Genomic DNA, 16,212 nt, shown 5'->3' with positions numbered 1-16,212 from the left:
TGATTGGACGCAGGCCAAGGCATGACGGATCAGCCCACGCAGACCGGACGGATCATCATCTCGGTTGACGCTATGGGCGGAGATTCGGGCCCTGCCGTCGTTGTGGCGGGCATTGCAAAATCTGCGGACAAGAACCCGAAGATCGGGTTCATCCTGCACGGTCAGGAACAGGAACTACGCAAGCTGGTTGCCAAACGGCGTGTCCTTGATGGGCGCGTCGTTTTTCGTGATTGCCCGGACGTGGTCACGATGGAAGACAAACCAAGCCAGGTTGTCCGCAGCGGCAAGAGCACATCGATGTGGTCCGCTCTGGAAGCGGTGCGTGCAGGTGAAGCGCACGGCGCGGTGTCCTGCGGCAATACGGGCGCGCTGATGGCCATGTCCATGTTGCGGCTGCGCAAGCTGCCCGGCGTGAACCGACCTGCCATCGCGATCCTGTGGCCCTCGCGCAATCCGCATGGGTTCAACGTGATGCTGGACGTCGGCGCAGATGTGCGCGCTGATGCCAAGGACCTTTTGCAATACGCGCTGATGGGGGCTTCATACGCGCGCAACGGTATGGCGCTCAGCCGCCCTCGGATCGGGTTGCTGAATGTCGGCACCGAAGAACACAAGGGCCGCGCCGAACTGAAAGAAGCCCACGCGATGATCTCGGACTTTGCCGATCAGGCGAATTTCGAGTTCGTGGGCTTTGTCGAGGGCAGCGATATCCCCGGCGACAAAGCTGACGTGATCGTGACTGACGGCTTCACTGGAAATGTCGCCATTAAAACTGGTGAAGGCACCGCGAACCTTATCGGTGATTTGCTGCGTGAGGCGTTCAAATACTCGCCCCTATCCCGGCTGGCCTCGATCCTGGCAATCACCTCGTTGAATCGTCTGAAAAAGCGGATAGACCCGCGCCGCGTCAATGGAGGCGTGTTCCTCGGGCTTAATGGAACCGTGGTGAAATCCCATGGCGGAGCGGACGCAACCGGCGTTTCCGCAGCGGTCAAACTGGCTTTCACATTGGCTGAATCCGGTTTCTCCGAAAAATTGGCGGCACGGGTTGCATCAACAGCCGCACTTGCACAAGATGCGGCCCATTCCGTGTCTCAATCGGAATAATAACAAAAAAGGCAGTACCCCAGCATGGCAGGCCGCTCAGTTGTTGTAGGTGTCGGGCATTATTTGCCAGAGCGCGTTGTACCGAACTCTGAGTTCGAGAAAACGCTGGATACGACGGACGAATGGATTCGCACCCGGTCCGGGATCGAGCGGCGACATTTCGCGGCCGAGGACGAAACCACTTCCGATCTGGCCACCAAAGCGGCCGAAGCCGCACTGGCTGATGCCGGACTGACGGCGGATGATATCGACGCGATTGTGCTGGCAACTTCCACAGCTGATTTGACCTTTCCTTCGGCGGCAACCATGGTTCAGGCCCGGTTGGGCATGACCAAAGGTTTTGCCTTCGATGTACAGGCGGTCTGCGCTGGGTTTGTCTTTGCGCTCAGCAACGCCAACGCCCTGATCCTGTCCGGTCAGGCCAAGCGCGTACTGGTGATCGGCGCCGAGACCTTTTCGCGAATCATGGACTGGACCGACCGGTCGACCTGTGTGCTATTTGGCGATGGCGCGGGCGCATTGGTTCTGGAAGAGCAAGAGGGTCAGGGCACTTCGGACGATCGCGGCATTCTGGCGACCGACCTGAACTCGGACGGACGCTACAAAGACCTGCTCTATGTTGATGGCGGAGTTTCGACCCAATCCACCGGCCACTTGCGGATGCAGGGCAATCAGGTCTTCCGTCATGCGGTCGAAAAACTGGCCCGAACCGCAGAAGTCGCGCTGGAGCGTGCAGGTCTGTCCAGCGACGATGTTGACTGGATCGTGCCGCATCAGGCCAATATCCGCATTATTCAGGGCACCGCCAAGAAGATGGGCCTGCCGATGGATAACGTTGTGGTCACCGTTCAGGACCATGGCAACACATCGGCAGCCTCCATCCCTCTGGCCCTGTCGGTGGGCAAGCAAAACGGCCAGATCAAAACCGGCGATCTGATCGTTACAGAGGCGATTGGTGGCGGTCTGGCCTGGGGTGCGGTCGCACTGCGTTGGTGACCGGCACAATCCGGCTTACAGAGCCTCCTGCAATTCATTGATATTGACAGCGAATTTTGCATAGCCATATGCTCAGACATCAACAGGGGAAAAAGCATGGGCGACAAAACACTGACCCGAATGGATCTGAGCGAGGCCGTCTTTCGTGAGGTTGGCCTGTCACGCAATGAAAGCGCACAGCTGGTCGAAAGCGTTCTGAACCACATGTCTGACGCGCTGGTGCGTGGCGAACAGGTCAAGATTTCGTCCTTCGGCACCTTCAGCGTTCGGGACAAAACTGCCCGTATCGGTCGCAACCCTAAAACCGGTGAAGAGGTTCCGATCCAGCCCCGTCGTGTACTGACATTCCGTCCGTCGCACCTGATGAAGGATCGCGTCGCCGCAGGGAACCGCAAGTAAGTTCAGGACATCCAGGTTATGAGTAAGTCCCCCGATGCCTTTCGCACCATAAGTGAAGTTGCGGACTGGCTCGGAGTTCAGGCTCATGTGCTGCGTTTCTGGGAAAGCCGGTTTGCCCAAGTCAAACCCGTCAAACGCGCCGGTGGACGGCGATATTATCGCCCCAATGATATGCGTCTGCTGGGCGGTATTAAGAAACTGCTGCACGAGGACGGGATTACCATCAAAGGTGTTCAGCGTATCCTTCGGGAACAGGGCGTTGCGCATGTTGCTTCGCTGTCACCTAGCCTGGATGAAAACGCGCCCGTACCCAGCATCGACGATACTGTGGTTCCGTTCGCTTCAGCGCCGGAACCATCCGCAAACCAGATCGACATGGATTTGGGCGAACCCGCCCATTCCCCTGCCCCGAGGGCTCCGAAACCCGTCGCAACCCCCGAACCCAACCCGATACCGGCTGAGCTGGATGCAGCGCCGCTGATGGGTGGTATTGCCTCGCTGGCATGGAATCGTGACGAGTATGACGATGAGCTGTTGCACCAGATTGCACCCATCGCCAAGGACCTGCGCAGGTGGCTGGATCGCGTCGAACACCACACGGCGGGATAGCAAAAAAGGCGATGATTTCCTCTTGCCCCCGCCGGGAAAGTCTTTATGAACACCTCAACGTCGGGCTATGGCGCAGCCTGGTAGCGCGTCCGTCTGGGGGACGGAAGGTCGCAGGTTCGAGTCCTGCTAGCCCGACCAAATCACACCGACGTTTATGGCACATAGGCCAGATCCCGCTCTGGCAGCAGAGGGGATCGAGATGACAGGTGTTTGCCCAAACCAACAGCTTGAGGCGATGATTGCACGCGGTGAGATCACCGCCAGCCCTGACATCATCCCTGCACAGGTGCAGCCGGCAAGCCTTGATCTACGTTTGGGAACAGTGGCTTACCGGGTGCGCGCGTCGTTTCTGGCGGGCGAAGGGCGTTCTGTCGCAGACCGGCTGGCCGAGTTTGAGATGCACCGCATCGACATCACTGAAGGCGCTGTTCTGGAAAAGGGCTGTGTCTATCTGGTGCCGCTGATGGAATCGCTCGCCCTGACCGATGACGTCAGTGCGGTGGCCAATGCCAAAAGCTCGACCGGCCGGCTCGACTTGCTCACGCGCACGATCACCGATGGCGGAACCGAGTTTGATCGGGTTCCCGCAGGCTACACAGGTCCGCTTTATGCCGAGATCTGCCCGCGATCGTTCTCGGTTCTGGTGCGCCCCGGAATGCGTCTGAATCAGATCCGTTTCCGCAAAGGTCAGGCGGTACTCAGCGACGCCGAACTGACCGCGTTGCATGGTCAAACGCCGTTGGTTGATGGGCCAGCCGTCATTCAGGACGGGTTGGGGTTTTCGGTCGATCTGCAACTGCCCGATACCGATCTGGTCGGCTATCGTGCCAAGCCCCATACCGGGGTGATCGATCTGGATCGGATCGGCGAATACGACCCGCAGGAATACTGGGAAGAGGTGCATACCAAGGACGGTCGCATCATCCTCGACCCCGGCGCGTTCTACATTCTCGTCAGCCGCGAAGCGGTGCATATCCCGCCAATGTATGCTGCTGAAATGGCCCCATATCTCGCTATGGTCGGCGAGTTCCGGGTACATTACGCCGGATTCTTTGACCCGGGCTTTGGACATGCCGAAGCAGGCGGTGCCGGATCACGCGGGGTGCTGGAAGTGCGCTGCCACGAAGCGCCATTTGTGTTGGAACACGGACAAGTCGTCGGGCGCCTGGTTTATGAGAAGATGGCCGAAATGCCGACGCAACTATATGGCGCGGGTATTGCTTCGAACTATCAGGGTCAAGGCCTGAAACTGTCCAAGCATTTCAAAGCTGTGGGCTGAGTTTCAGAACTTCATGAACCGACGCATCTGACGCGACACCTGCCGCATCTGCTTTGCGCTTTGATTTTGGCGCTTGGTCGCATCGCGCATCTGGCGATCCGCCTCGGGGCCATTCTCAACATCAGACTGCCCCGGTTTGCGGCCCACCTTGCTGGCCATATCAATACCCTTGTCCACACCGTGGTTCACCAGGCGACGCATCACCCGGCGCACGATCATATCGATGATCCGATTGGCATTCATTGGCTCAACTCCGTTATGTGCACCCTAGGATAGGTGCGATCTGCGGCAATAAAAGGGCCGTCCGATCACTCTTCTTCGAACAGCTCGGTTTGATCTTCGTCCTCGTCATCACCCTTTCCTTCGCCCAGCGGCACAGCACCAGGGGGTGGGCGATTCTCCAACAGTCCGGCTGCGCGCAACTCCTTCAGGCCCGGCAGGTCACGGGCGTTTTCCAGCCCGAAATGATCCAGAAACTCAGGCGTTACGACGAATGTCACCGGACGGCCTGGTGTCATGCGACGGCGGCCCAGTCGGATCCACTCCATCTCAAGCAGTTGATCAATGGTGCCGCGCGAAACGGACACGCCCCGGATTTCCTCAATCTCGGCGCGGGTGCAGGGCTGGTGATAAGCCACGATCGCCAGCGTTTCGATGGCCGCCCGGCTGAGTTTGCGGGTCTCGACAGTTTCTTTTTGCATCAGGAAGCCCAAATCAGGGGCGGTACGGATTGCCCAGGCCTCACCAACGCGCACCACACGCACCCCGCGCCCTTCGTACCGTTTCTGAAGCGATTCAACAGCTTGCGCGGCATTGCTGCCATGGGGCATACGCGCTTCGAGATCACCAATCGTCACTGGCTCGGCGCTGGCAAACAGCACGGCCTCGACCATACGTTCCTGTTCCGCCAAGGGCGGCGCTTCGAACAGTGTGCCTGTCTCTTCGTTGGCGTCAGTCACGTGTCTCAGTCCTCTTACGCAGATGGATCGGCGCAAAGGTCTCGCTTTGCTTGATCTCCATATGTCCTTCTTTCACCAGCTCAAGCGAGGCTGCGAAGGTTGCAGCCGTGGCAGAGCGTCGCCGAACCGGATCAGCATCCCAGCCTTCGGGCAGGTAGGTCTCCATATCCGTCCACGCACCGGCAAAGCCTATTAGGGGCCGCATCCGCTCAAGCGCTTGTTCCATGGTGAAAACGGCGTCGCGGTCCATGACGAAGGGGCGGAACTCGTCGCGCGTGCGGATACGCGCATAGCCCTGCATCAGGTCCAGCAGTGTGGCGGAATAGGTCACGGTGCGGATACGCGTAACATCCTCACCCTGCCCGCGTTTGAAAAAATCGCGGCCTAATTGATCACGCGCCATCAGGCGCGCAGCGGCATCGCGCATGGCCTGCAGACGCTCCAATTGGAATGCGAGGTGCGCGGCGAGTTCCTCGCCCGATGGGCCTTCGTCATCCGGGTCTGGAGGCAATAACAGGCGTGATTTGAGGAAGGCCAGCCAGGCCGCCATCACCAAATAATCCGCCGCCAGCTCAATCCGCAATTGCCGCGCTTTTTCGACAAAGGTCAGATACTGTTGCGCCAACGCCAGAACCGAGATTTTGCGCAAGTCCACTTTTTGCGTACGCGAAAGTGTCAAAAGCACATCGAGCGGACCCTCAAACCCATCGACGTCCACAATCAAAGCCTCGGCGGCCAGCCGATCGGCAACCGAGACCGGGTCTTCGCTGAAAAGGTTATCCTGCATATACCTGCCCGCCCATTAGGGCAGATAGTTCCGCCTCGGCGGCTTGGATGTCAAGTTCCTGTGGCGGTTGTCTCCGGGCCAGCGCCCGATCTGCGCGGGCTTGTGCCGCATCCGACATCTCACCAGCGGCTTCGAGCACCTGCGCGCGTTCTTCAAAGGCCCCGTTGCAGTGCAAGGCCACATCGCATCCGGCGTGCAGTGCCTGTCGGGCCAAGTCGGCGGGCGCGCCGTTCAGGGCTTTCATCGTGATATCGTCGGTCATAATCAGACCGTCGAAACCGATGCGCTCCCTAATCATCGTCATCATTCCAGCAGAAATCGTTGCGGGCCGTGGATCGATCTGGTCATAAACCAAATGCGCCGTCATCCCCATCGGCAAGTCGTTCAGCGCGCGGAATGGTGCAAAATCTGCTGTTTCCAGTGCACTTAGAGAAAGATCCACATGCGGCAACTCGTGATGACTGTCGAGCGTCGACAGACCGTGGCCGGGCATGTGCTTTACTACCGGCAACACTCCGCCATCAAAGTGTCCGTTGGCAACGGCTCGGCCAATCGCGGAAACCTTTTCGGGATCGGACCCATAGCAGCGGTTCTTCAGGAACGCATGAGTACCCTCGCGGGCCAGATCGACCATCGGCGCACAATTGCTGTCGATGCCCAATTCCAGCAGTTCATGCGCGATCAGACGATAGCGCAGATACATCGCGCGCTCGGCCTGATCTCCGGCATGCGCGACATGATCCAAAGGGGGCAACCATTCACGGGCTAAAGGTGCGCGCAGACGTTGTACGCGGCCACCTTCCTGATCGACTGTGATTAGGCAATTTCGGCCAACCGCCTCGCGGAAGTCCTCGCACAAGGCGCGGGTCTGATCAGCGGATTCGATGTTGCGGGCAAACAGAATGAACCCGAACGGGTTCATCTCTTTGAACAAAGCTTTTTCATCCGGCGTCAGGCGCAGCCCTTCGGCATCGGTGATAACCGCGCCAAATCTCACCGGACGGCGACCGGGATACAGTCTGCACCCTGCGCGACTAGGGCCGCGCAAAACTGGCGCGAGTCGCTCAGATCATCAAACCCCATGACACGCAGGCGATAGAAGGTTCGCCCTCCGCTTGAGGTCTTCTGAATAACACGCTGTTTTCCATCCATATATTCTCCAAATCGGCCATTCAAACGTGCCCATTCGGCCTGCGCCACATCGGCGCTTTCGTATGCCCCAAGCTGAGCAAGTCGCGTGCCTTTGGTCAATGTATCGGGATCAACATCCAGACCAACAGCAGCCTTTACTGCAGCATTGATCGCAGCTTCCGTAGCGCTGTTGGACGAAATAGAACTTGGCGTAGCGCGGGCTGGACGCACATGCGGACGCAGCGACCGGCGCACACCAGGCAGTGCAGCAATCTTAGGGTCGGGCTGTTGCGCGGCGTAATCAGCCGGATCAATCGCGGGCTCGTCTTCGGGCGTGACCAGGGAAGCCAATTGCACGCCCTGCTCAGGCGTCTGTTCAGGCAGAGGTTCGGCGGCGAGCCCTTCGGCCAGAGCGTTCACGATCGCCTGATCAGTGGCGGGTTCCTCAATCACTTGCACTGCATTTGTGGCCTCAAGCGCGGTCATGGGCGTGTCTTCATCAGTCAGAGACACGGGGCGCGGTGCAAGGATCAGACGATCTGCCGGCGGTGCAGCAGTCCCGACAGCGGCAACTGCATTCACCGCTAGACCCTGATGATCAGCAGGCGTCCCGCCGGGATTTTCGGGCTGCACGCGCATGGGTCCTTCGGCGGCACGCACGACCGGTACCCCGCTGACGTCGCGCATGATCAGTTGGTAGCCCCAAACGCCGACTCCGGCGACCAGCGCCAAAGACGCAACCGCCCCAAGCACGTTGACAATGCGGCCCAGCCCAGCGCCTGCGCGCGGGGCGTCATCATAGCTATAGCTTTCATCAGGATAATCATACGCATCTTCAGGATGCGATTGATTCGAGTAATGCATCTGCTCGGGGCTATGCTGCCCCGAGTAATCGTAACGTGCCATTTCCGCCTCACCGCCCGATTGCGCCGTAAAAAGTGGCGCGCGGGTCATATCTTGTCTGCCTCAGACCGGCGGTTCGGGCGATATTTGTTATCGCATCTCCTGCGCCGGGGTAACGCCAAGAATACCCAAGCCCGCTGAAATCACAACAGAAACAGCCCGGGCCAGTGCGATTTTCGATTGGCTTGTGGCAACATCGCCATCCTGAATGAAGCGCAACTGGGTTTCGTCATTGCCCTTGTTCCACAGCGCGTGGAAATCTCCTGCCAATTCATAGAGATAGAAGGCAACCCGGTGCGGTTCATTTGTGCGAGCGGCGATTTCAACCAGACGTGGCCATTCTGCCAGCTTCTTGGCAACGGTCAGCTCAGAGGCGTGGTCGATCTTGCCCAGATCTGCCCCTGATAGCGTAGTATCATCGGCAGAAATCCCGGCCTCAGCGGCGCGGCGCAGCACACTCATGACGCGGGCATGGGCGTATTGGACGTAGAACACCGGGTTTTCGCGGCTTTGTTCCAGCACCTTGTCGAAATCGAAATCCAGCGGTGCGTCGTTCTTGCGGGTCAGCATCACGAAACGGGTTACATCAGGCCCGACCTGATCGACTACATCGCGCAACGTGACAAAGTTCCCTGCCCGCTTGGACATCTTGAATGGCTCGCCATTCTTCCACAACTTCACCAATTGGGTCAGCTTGATATCCAGCGGCACCTTACCATCGGAAAGGGCCGAAACCGCCGCCTTCATCCGTTTGACATAGCCGCCATGGTCCGCACCGAACACGTCGATTAGCGCGTCAAACCCACGGCTCACCTTGTCATAATGATAAGCGATATCCGGGGCGAAATAGGTCCAGCTGCCGTCCGATTTCTTGACCGGGCGGTCGACGTCATCCCCGTGTTCGGTCGACTTGAACAAGGTCTGCTCGCGCGGTTCCCAATCCTCGGGCTTCTTGCCCTTGGGCGGCTCAAGAACGCCTTCGTAGATCAGGCCCTTGTCGGTCAGCGACTGAAGCGCAGCCTCGATCCGCCCTGTGCCGTAGAGCGACTTCTCTGAGAAGAACACATCCATCTCAACACCCAACGCCTTCAGGTCGGCGCGGATCAGGTCCATCATAGCGTTGGTCGAGAACTCGCGCAGCTCTTCCAGCCATACGCTTTCAGGCTTGTCGATCAGGCTGTCGCCGTATTTCTCTTTCAGCGCCTGACCGATCGGGATCAGGTAATCGCCGGGATAGAGACCTTCGGCGATCTCAGGGCTCAGCCCGTTAGCCTCGCGATACCGTTCATATGCCGACCGCGCCAGCACATCCACCTGCGCGCCGCCATCGTTGATGTAGTATTCGCGGGTCACCTCATGGCCCGAATAGGCCAGCAAGCTTGCCAGCGCATCACCGAACACAGCTCCCCGCGTGTGGCCCACATGCAGCGGGCCGGTCGGGTTGGCCGAGACATACTCCACGTTCACCTTCTGACCATGTCCCATGGTCGAACGGCCATAATCGGTGCCCTTTTCCAGCACCGCAGCCAACACTCCCTGCCAAACCGAAGACGCAAGCCGCAGGTTTAGAAAACCCGGGCCCGCCACCTCGGCGCTGGTGATCCGGTTGTCTGCAGACAGCTTGCCCGCAAGCACATCCGCAATGTCCCGCGGCTTCATCTTCGCCGGTTTCGCCAGTACCATCGCCGCATTGGTCGCCATATCGCCATGCGCCGCATCGCGCGGAGGCTCAACTGCCACGTTGTCAAAGCTCAGCCCCTCAGGCAGCGCGCCTTCGGACTGCATCTGCGCCAGCGCGTCCAGTACCAGGCCGCGGATCTCGGAGAACAGGTTCATTTCGGATGTCCTTTTGCTTGCCGCGGGGTTTACCACGCAAAGCGCCAAGGTCAATGGACGCCTAAATTTTGCGCTTGGATTAACCGCTATCAGGGCTAAGGTCGGGGAAAACCGTGACCGGAGCCCCTGAATGCGCCTTACCCTGCCCTTCGCCCTGTTGCTGACCACCGCCCTGCCCACATGGGCCGAGATGCCCTCACCTCAAGGCCACGTACTGCTGACGCTCGGTGGCGCCATCACCGAAACCAATCTGCCCGCGCGCGCTGAGAACGACGGTGGGCTGTTGGGTTTTCTCGAAGTCACACATGACGGTGCAGCAGGCTTTGACGCTGCCATGCTGGACGGGTTGGAACAGATCGAAATCACCATCCCCTACGGCCCGCCAGAGAACCAGCGCGACTATACCTTTTCCGGCCCACTGTTGTCCGACGTGATGACGATGGCAGGTGCGAGGGGCAAATCTGCTCTGCCCATGGCTATGGATGGCTATCAGGCTGAAATCCCATGGGAAAGCATCGAGACACATCAACCCATCGTGGCCACCCACGCGGATGGCGTGCCGATGGGCATTGGTAGTTACGGCCCCACGATGATCGTTTTCCCGCCCACGAATGATGCTGAACTGGCTCAAACACAAGCCAGCCAACAGGTCTGGGCCATCGCCTATATTGCGATCGAGTGATCTCCGGTAAGCCGGGCATGGTCTTGCAGCGCAAACCTGTCGGTCATGCCCGCGATATAATCCGAGACGATGCGGGCCAGCGCGGTCTCATCCTTTGCCATCTCGATATCGACATGCCAGTGCCTGGGCATCTGTTTCGGGTCGGACAGGTAAATCGGAAACAGTTCCTCAACCACCTTGCTGACACTGGCGCGCACTTCCATCACGCTCGGTGCGCGATACATGCGCGAAAACAGGAAGGCGCGGATCTGTTTGAGCTTCGCCCAAAGATCATCCGAGAATTGAATGACCGGATAACCCAGATGGCGGATATCCTCGACCGACTGCGCCCCCGAGGCCGCTATCAACGCGCGTGAGGTGTCGATAACATCCGAAACCATGACGCCAAATACCCGTCTGAGCGCCTCGTGCCGACGGCGATAAGGGTCAAGACCCGGATAATTGGCATCCACTTCGGCGAAACAGGCATCAATTATGGGAAGCTGCTGAATGTCTTCATCTCTGAACAATCCCGCCCGCAATCCGTCAAACAGATCGTGATTGTTGTAGGCAATGTCGTCCGACAACGCCGCGACCTGCGCCTCAGCGCTCGCATGAGTATGGAGTTCGAGGTCAAAGCCCTGGTTGCATTCGGCCAATGCCCAAGGCAATGCACCAGTGACCGGCCCGTTGTGCTTGGCTATCCCTTCCAGACATTCCCAGGTCAGGTTGCACCCATCGAACTCGGCGTAGTGACGCTCAAGTTTGGTTACGATCCGAATGGCCTGTGCGTTGTGGTCAAAGCCACCATATGGCTCCATCAACGCATGCAGAGCATCCTCGCCCGTGTGGCCAAACGGCGTATGCCCGAGGTCGTGCGCCAACGCGACCGCTTCGGTCAATTCGCCGTTCAAGCCTAAGGCCCCGGCAATCGTTCGAGCCACCTGAGCCACTTCTATGGAATGCGTCAGGCGGGTTCGATAACTGTCGCCCTCATGCTCAACAAACACCTGAGTTTTGTGTTTGAGGCGCCTAAACGCGCTGGCATGAATAATCCTGTCACGGTCGCGCTGAAAGCATGACCGAAAACTGCTTTCCTCCTCAGGTACAAGCCGCCCCCTCGCGCGGCCTGGGTCCGAGGCAAAACCCGCTCTGTCCAAAGGTCTTGTCCTTGTCGCCTGTCGTCAGGTTCCATATATTGTACGATGCTAAGGAAATAAACCTTTGGAGACCGGCATGAATCTGCCCCCAACAGTCACAGAACGCGCCTTTGAACGCCTGGCCGAAATCGGTGCCGCAGATCAGGGCCAGGCCCTGCGTGTCGCTGTGGAGGGTGGCGGATGTTCCGGTTTTCAATACGAGATCGCCCTGGATGAGCCGAAAGAGGACGATTTGGTGCTAGAGGGCAAAGGCCAAAAGGTCATCGTCGACTCGATCTCTCTGCCGTTTCTGGAGAACGCGGTAATTGATTTCACACAGGAACTCATCGGCGCGCGCTTCGTGATTGAGAACCCCAACGCCACGTCTTCCTGCGGCTGCGGCACATCGTTCTCGATGTAGCGCCAGTGGGGGCTTTGCCCCCACACCCCCAAGGTATTTTTAGCCAGATGAAGAGGGATCCACTCTCTGAAAGTCAAAGTCAGAGAGCTTCACCTGGCGCGGTCATCGGCGCCTCCGCCTGTACCGCATACTCAGTTTTGACGAATATGGTTAAGAATCCGTTTCTTCATCTGGCCCAAAATACCTCGGAGCGCGAGGCAGAGCCTCGCTAACTTGTACGGCAACTTGCCGTTGCGTGTATTCTGCGCGATAGGTTGCCAATGGCACCGGAGGATCACGCATGAAAATCGTCACATTCAACATCAACGGTATCAAGGCACGCGCCGAGGCGTTACCTCGCTGGTTGGATGAGGCGCAGCCCGATGTCGTGTTGCTGCAGGAAATCAAATCAATCGATGAGAATTTCCCCCGCGAGATTTTCGAGGAGCGCGGATATAACGTTGAAACCCACGGGCAAAAGAGCTTCAACGGCGTTGCAATCCTTTCGAAATTGCCGCTTGAGGATGTCTCCCGTGGGTTGCCCGGTGATGAAAGTGATGAGCAGGCGCGCTGGATCGAAGCTACTGTCATAGGAAAGAGAGCACTGCGCATCTGCGGATTGTATCTGCCAAATGGCAATCCGGTGCCGGGGCCGAAATATGACTACAAGCTTGAGTGGATGGAGCGCCTCTATGATCGTGCCCGCGATTTGATGGCATCAGAGGAACCCGCGTTGATGGCCGGGGATTACAATATCATCCCGCAGGCCGAAGATGCCAAGCGCCCCGACGCCTGGCGCGAGGATGCGCTATTTCGACCCGAAAGTCGTGCTGCATTCCGCAAGGTATTGAATCTGGGCTTTACCGAAGCATTTCGCGCTCGAACGCAAGGCCCCGGTCATTACTCATTCTGGGATTATCAAGCCGGTGCGTGGAACAGAAACGACGGGATTCGCATCGATCACTTTCTTCTGACGCCGCAAGCTGCAGATTTGATGCGTGATTGCAGGATCGATGCCGAAGTGAGGGGGCACGAAAAACCTTCGGACCATGTGCCGGTCTGGATTGATCTCGACCTGTGAACGCTTACGCGGTCGCGTCGTAGCTATAGATCCACTCGTAGCGCCGCGCCAAGCGTGGACCAACCGCCATTAAGGCGGCCTGTGCGGCCAGCCTCATTGGCCCACGAAGGTGGAAATTACGAGCATTTGCGCCTGCGGCGCCAACCACTTGCCTGGCACGCGGTCGTCGAGTGGCTTCATAGGTAGCCAATGCGCGGGCGACGCCTGAGTTGTCCTGGAACGCGCGTGTCAGGACCCAGGCATCTTCCAGTGCCAGGCAAGCTCCTTGGGCCATAAAAGGCAACGTCGGGTGCGCCGCATCCCCAAGTAAGGCCAATCGCCCATTCTGCCAGATTTGCGCCACGGGGCGCAGAAACAGCGCCCAAAGGTGAACCTCGTCAATCTTTGACAATATGTCACCAACCGGTCCGCCAAATTCGGCGAACCGGGTTCGCAGGTCGTCGGGATCACCCTGACGACGCCAGCCTTCCTCTTTCCAGTCGGAACGCTCTTCTATGGCCACGATGTTCACGAGGCGTTGATCGCGCAGCGGGTAGGTTACCACGTGCCGGCCTGGCCCCATCGTCAAGGACGCGCATGGCAGTTCTTCTCGCTGGGTCCAGGGGATCGTTGCTCGCCAGGCAACCTGATGGGTGAAAACCGGGACCTCGGGGCCATTCAAGATCGGGCGGATAGCGCTGCGCCCACCGTCTGCGGCGATCGCGCATTCCGCACGCAGCCTTTCGCCGCTTTCCAGAACGATCTCGGCTTCGCTTGGGTGTTTATGAACCGTGGCGACAGGTGCATCCAGCCGAATATCCACCCCAGAGCGCAAGGCGGCTTTGTGTAACAGGTCCAGCAGATCTGCCCGGTGATAATAGTAAGTCGACCCAGCGGCAGGGACCGGGACCCGACTGATCACGCGCCCATTACGGTAATCGCGCAGAACGGTCCCACCCGAGATTTGTCCAGCTTCCGGGACCTTACCAGCTACGCCTAGCGCACGCAGTACCGCCATCCCGTTCGCACTGATTTGCAATCCAGCACCAACTTCGGTCAGTTCTGGGGCCTGCTCCAGAACCGTCACCTGAGCACCCTGACTTCGCAGTGCGAGTGCCGCCGCCATGCCCCCAATGCCGCCGCCAATGACGCAGAAATTCAGACCATTGATATTCATGGACCTGCCATAACGCAAAAACGCCGAAGCGACAGGCCCCGGCGCAGTTGTTTTGTTGCAATTTCCCAGCGATCAATCGTCGCGGTGGACCTTTTCGCGGCGCTCGTGACGCTCTTGCGCCTCAAGCGTCATAGTCGCGATAGGGCGCGCATCCAGGCGCTTGAGCGAGATCGGATCACCGGTCTTCTCGCAATATCCATACTCCCCTTCTTCGATCCGGCGCAGGGCCGAGTCGATTTTGGCCACCAGCTTGCGCTGACGATCCCGGGTGCGCAGTTCCAGCGCACGGTCGGTCTCTTCGCTTGCGCGGTCAGCGACATCGGGAATGTTTCGGGTGTTGTCCTGCAGACCTTCGATCGTATCACGGCTGCCTGCGAGTAGTTCTGTCTTCCAATCCATCAGCTTGCGGCGAAAATACTCAAGCTGGCGATCATTCATGAAAGGTTCATCTTCAGCCGGACGGTAATCTTCCGGCAGAAAAACTTCCTGCTTCATATTTGCTCCCTCGGTATGGCCTGAAACGTCGGTTGCGATTGTATTACCTGACATTCGGCACCCCCTTCTGCGGAGCGTTTATCCGACGGGGCAAAGATTGTCACTACACAAACGTATGCCTCGCCGCCGCGTCACTCCGACTGCTCTAATATTGAGACTTGTAACAACAAAACCTTGTTTTTCTGTGGTTCTCGCAAGGCGTTTTTCAGGCAGCTTCAACCCCTGCGATACCCCGTCCCGAACGAATCGCCCAAAACAGATTGGACTTACAGCCCATTCCATCCTTTCGCGACGCTGCGGCCCGGCTTGTAAATAACCTTGCCTCTCTGTAACCCGAGCAGAGCAAACCCAGCCCGCATTCCGCGGAAACCACATGAGGGGTCCCATGACCGCACGTTTTCAAGGCACCGCAGAATATGTTGCCACCGACGATCTGAACATTGCCGTGAACGCCGCCGTCACGCTGGAACGCCCGCTGCTTGTCAAGGGCGAACCCGGAACCGGCAAAACCGAGCTGGCGAAACAGGTCGCAGGCGCGCTGGGGCTGACGATGATTGAGTGGAACGTGAAATCCACAACGCGCGCGCAGCAGGGGTTGTATGAATACGATGCGGTCAGCCGTCTACGTGACAGTCAGCTAGGTGATGAGCGCGTGCATGATGTCTCGAACTATATTCGCAAGGGGAAGCTATGGCAGGCATTCGATGCGGATGAAAAGGTTGTGCTACTGATCGACGAGATCGACAAGGCTGATATCGAATTTCCCAACGATCTATTACAAGAACTCGATAAGATGGAGTTCCACGTCTACGAGACTGGCGAGACGATCCGGGCCAAGAACCGCCCGATCGTCATAATCACCTCAAACAACGAAAAGGAGCTACCTGACGCATTCCTGCGCCGCTGCTTCTTTCACTACATCCGCTTTCCAGACGAAGCCACGATGCGCCGTATCGTCGAAGTCCATCACCCCGGCATCAAAGATGCGCTGCTGACCACCGCGCTGACCCAGTTCTACGAAATCCGCGAAACGCAGGGTTTGAAGAAAAAGCCCTCGACCTCGGAAGTGCTGGACTGGCTGAAACTGCTCTTGGCTGAGGACTTGAGCGCTGAGGACCTTAAACGCGACGGTGTGAATGCACTGCCCAAGCTACATGGTGCGCTTCTAAAAAATGAGCAGGACGTACACCTGTTTGAAAGGCTGGCCTTTATGGCGCGTAGCAAGCGGTGATCACAGCTTGTCATCGGTACGGTCGAGTGTCAGCATTACATCA

18 protein-coding genes and 1 tRNA gene are annotated in these 16,212 nt (G+C 58.3%); 10 read left to right on the top strand and 9 right to left on the bottom strand.

The window, feature by feature from the left end:
* Positions 1-21 precede the first annotated feature (21 nt).
* From plsX to ACR0DE_RS09945, 6 genes are all read left to right on the top strand, one after another.
* A complete protein-coding gene (gene plsX, locus ACR0DE_RS09970; protein WP_170626811.1) occupies positions 22-1,107 on the top strand; it encodes a phosphate acyltransferase PlsX in 1,086 nt (361 codons plus the stop codon).
* Between the two features lie 24 nt (positions 1,108-1,131).
* Positions 1,132-2,103, top strand: coding sequence for a beta-ketoacyl-ACP synthase III (locus tag ACR0DE_RS09965; protein WP_170406350.1), 972 nt, complete (start codon positions 1,132-1,134; stop codon positions 2,101-2,103).
* A 96-nt stretch (positions 2,104-2,199) separates the two neighbouring features.
* Positions 2,200-2,502 (top strand): integration host factor subunit alpha, encoded by a 303-nt coding sequence (gene ihfA / locus ACR0DE_RS09960; protein ID WP_008755922.1) that lies wholly within the window; start codon positions 2,200-2,202, stop codon positions 2,500-2,502.
* 18 nt (positions 2,503-2,520) lie between these two features.
* Entirely contained in the window at positions 2,521-3,111 is a 591-nt protein-coding gene (locus ACR0DE_RS09955; RefSeq protein ID WP_170406352.1) for a MerR family transcriptional regulator, read from the top strand.
* A 61-nt stretch (positions 3,112-3,172) separates the two neighbouring features.
* A tRNA-Pro gene (locus ACR0DE_RS09950) sits at positions 3,173-3,249 on the top strand.
* A 61-nt stretch (positions 3,250-3,310) separates the two neighbouring features.
* The gene (locus tag ACR0DE_RS09945; RefSeq protein WP_480752935.1) at positions 3,311-4,390 is read left to right on the top strand and encodes a 2'-deoxycytidine 5'-triphosphate deaminase; all 1,080 of its coding nucleotides are present in this window, start codon (positions 3,311-3,313) and stop codon (positions 4,388-4,390) included.
* Between the two features lie 3 nt (positions 4,391-4,393).
* On the opposite strand, the gene ACR0DE_RS09940 is transcribed toward ACR0DE_RS09945, so the two are convergent.
* The 6 genes from ACR0DE_RS09940 to argS all read right to left on the bottom strand — a co-directional run bounded on the left by ACR0DE_RS09940 (position 4,394) and on the right by argS (position 10,006).
* Positions 4,394-4,633 carry a hypothetical protein gene (locus ACR0DE_RS09940; RefSeq protein WP_170396673.1) on the bottom strand — a complete coding sequence of 80 codons (240 nt, stop codon included), beginning with the start codon at positions 4,631-4,633 and terminating at the stop codon, positions 4,394-4,396.
* Positions 4,634-4,698: 65 nt separating this feature from the next.
* Positions 4,699-5,349 carry an SMC-Scp complex subunit ScpB gene (gene scpB / locus ACR0DE_RS09935; protein WP_170422113.1) on the bottom strand — a complete coding sequence of 217 codons (651 nt, stop codon included), beginning with the start codon at positions 5,347-5,349 and terminating at the stop codon, positions 4,699-4,701.
* Entirely contained in the window at positions 5,342-6,136 is a 795-nt protein-coding gene (locus ACR0DE_RS09930) for a segregation and condensation protein A (RefSeq protein WP_170509855.1), read from the bottom strand. Before ACR0DE_RS09930 ends, scpB begins: the two co-directional genes overlap by 8 nt.
* Positions 6,126-7,133 carry a beta-N-acetylhexosaminidase gene (gene nagZ, locus ACR0DE_RS09925; RefSeq protein WP_480752932.1) on the bottom strand — a complete coding sequence of 336 codons (1,008 nt, stop codon included), beginning with the start codon at positions 7,131-7,133 and terminating at the stop codon, positions 6,126-6,128. The genes ACR0DE_RS09930 and nagZ overlap by 11 nt, the downstream gene beginning before the upstream one ends.
* On the bottom strand, positions 7,130-8,221 hold the full coding sequence (locus ACR0DE_RS09920) for an SPOR domain-containing protein (protein ID WP_480752930.1): 1,092 nt from the start codon (positions 8,219-8,221) through the stop codon (positions 7,130-7,132). Before ACR0DE_RS09920 ends, nagZ begins: the two co-directional genes overlap by 4 nt.
* Before the next feature lie 39 nt (positions 8,222-8,260).
* Positions 8,261-10,006 (bottom strand): arginine--tRNA ligase, encoded by a 1,746-nt coding sequence (gene argS, locus ACR0DE_RS09915; RefSeq protein ID WP_480752928.1) that lies wholly within the window; start codon positions 10,004-10,006, stop codon positions 8,261-8,263.
* Between the two features lie 130 nt (positions 10,007-10,136).
* Here argS and ACR0DE_RS09910 point away from each other — a divergent pair, with 130 nt between their 5' ends.
* Positions 10,137-10,688 (top strand): molybdopterin-binding protein, encoded by a 552-nt coding sequence (locus ACR0DE_RS09910; protein WP_170422124.1) that lies wholly within the window; start codon positions 10,137-10,139, stop codon positions 10,686-10,688.
* On the opposite strand, the gene ACR0DE_RS09905 is transcribed toward ACR0DE_RS09910, so the two are convergent.
* On the bottom strand, positions 10,670-11,827 hold the full coding sequence (locus ACR0DE_RS09905) for a deoxyguanosinetriphosphate triphosphohydrolase (protein ID WP_480752925.1): 1,158 nt from the start codon (positions 11,825-11,827) through the stop codon (positions 10,670-10,672). The genes ACR0DE_RS09910 and ACR0DE_RS09905 overlap by 19 nt on opposite strands.
* Positions 11,828-11,903: 76 nt before the next feature.
* Here ACR0DE_RS09905 and ACR0DE_RS09900 point away from each other — a divergent pair, with 76 nt between their 5' ends.
* Positions 11,904-12,227 carry a HesB/IscA family protein gene (locus ACR0DE_RS09900; RefSeq protein ID WP_170406378.1) on the top strand — a complete coding sequence of 108 codons (324 nt, stop codon included), beginning with the start codon at positions 11,904-11,906 and terminating at the stop codon, positions 12,225-12,227.
* 280 nt (positions 12,228-12,507) lie between these two features.
* Positions 12,508-13,287, top strand: coding sequence for an exodeoxyribonuclease III (xth, locus tag ACR0DE_RS09895; RefSeq protein WP_480752921.1), 780 nt, complete (start codon positions 12,508-12,510; stop codon positions 13,285-13,287).
* 4 nt (positions 13,288-13,291) lie between these two features.
* Here the strand turns inward: xth and ACR0DE_RS09890 are convergent, their stop codons facing one another.
* Together ACR0DE_RS09890 and dksA are read right to left on the bottom strand one after the other, a co-directional pair.
* Positions 13,292-14,443, bottom strand: coding sequence for an FAD-dependent monooxygenase (locus tag ACR0DE_RS09890; RefSeq protein ID WP_170595322.1), 1,152 nt, complete (start codon positions 14,441-14,443; stop codon positions 13,292-13,294).
* A gap of 72 nt (positions 14,444-14,515) precedes the next feature.
* Positions 14,516-14,938, bottom strand: a complete 423-nt coding sequence (gene dksA, locus ACR0DE_RS09885; RefSeq protein WP_074736317.1) for an RNA polymerase-binding protein DksA — start codon at positions 14,936-14,938, stop codon at positions 14,516-14,518.
* 385 nt (positions 14,939-15,323) lie between these two features.
* Here dksA and ACR0DE_RS09880 point away from each other — a divergent pair, with 385 nt between their 5' ends.
* Positions 15,324-16,169 (top strand): AAA family ATPase, encoded by an 846-nt coding sequence (locus ACR0DE_RS09880; protein WP_170406386.1) that lies wholly within the window; start codon positions 15,324-15,326, stop codon positions 16,167-16,169.
* The last annotated feature ends 43 nt before the right edge of the window (positions 16,170-16,212 follow it).

Source organism: Ruegeria sp. C10 (assembly GCF_056537805.1).
The sequence above is the reverse complement of the archived record's forward strand: the minus strand, read 5'-3'. Positions and strand labels throughout refer to the sequence as shown.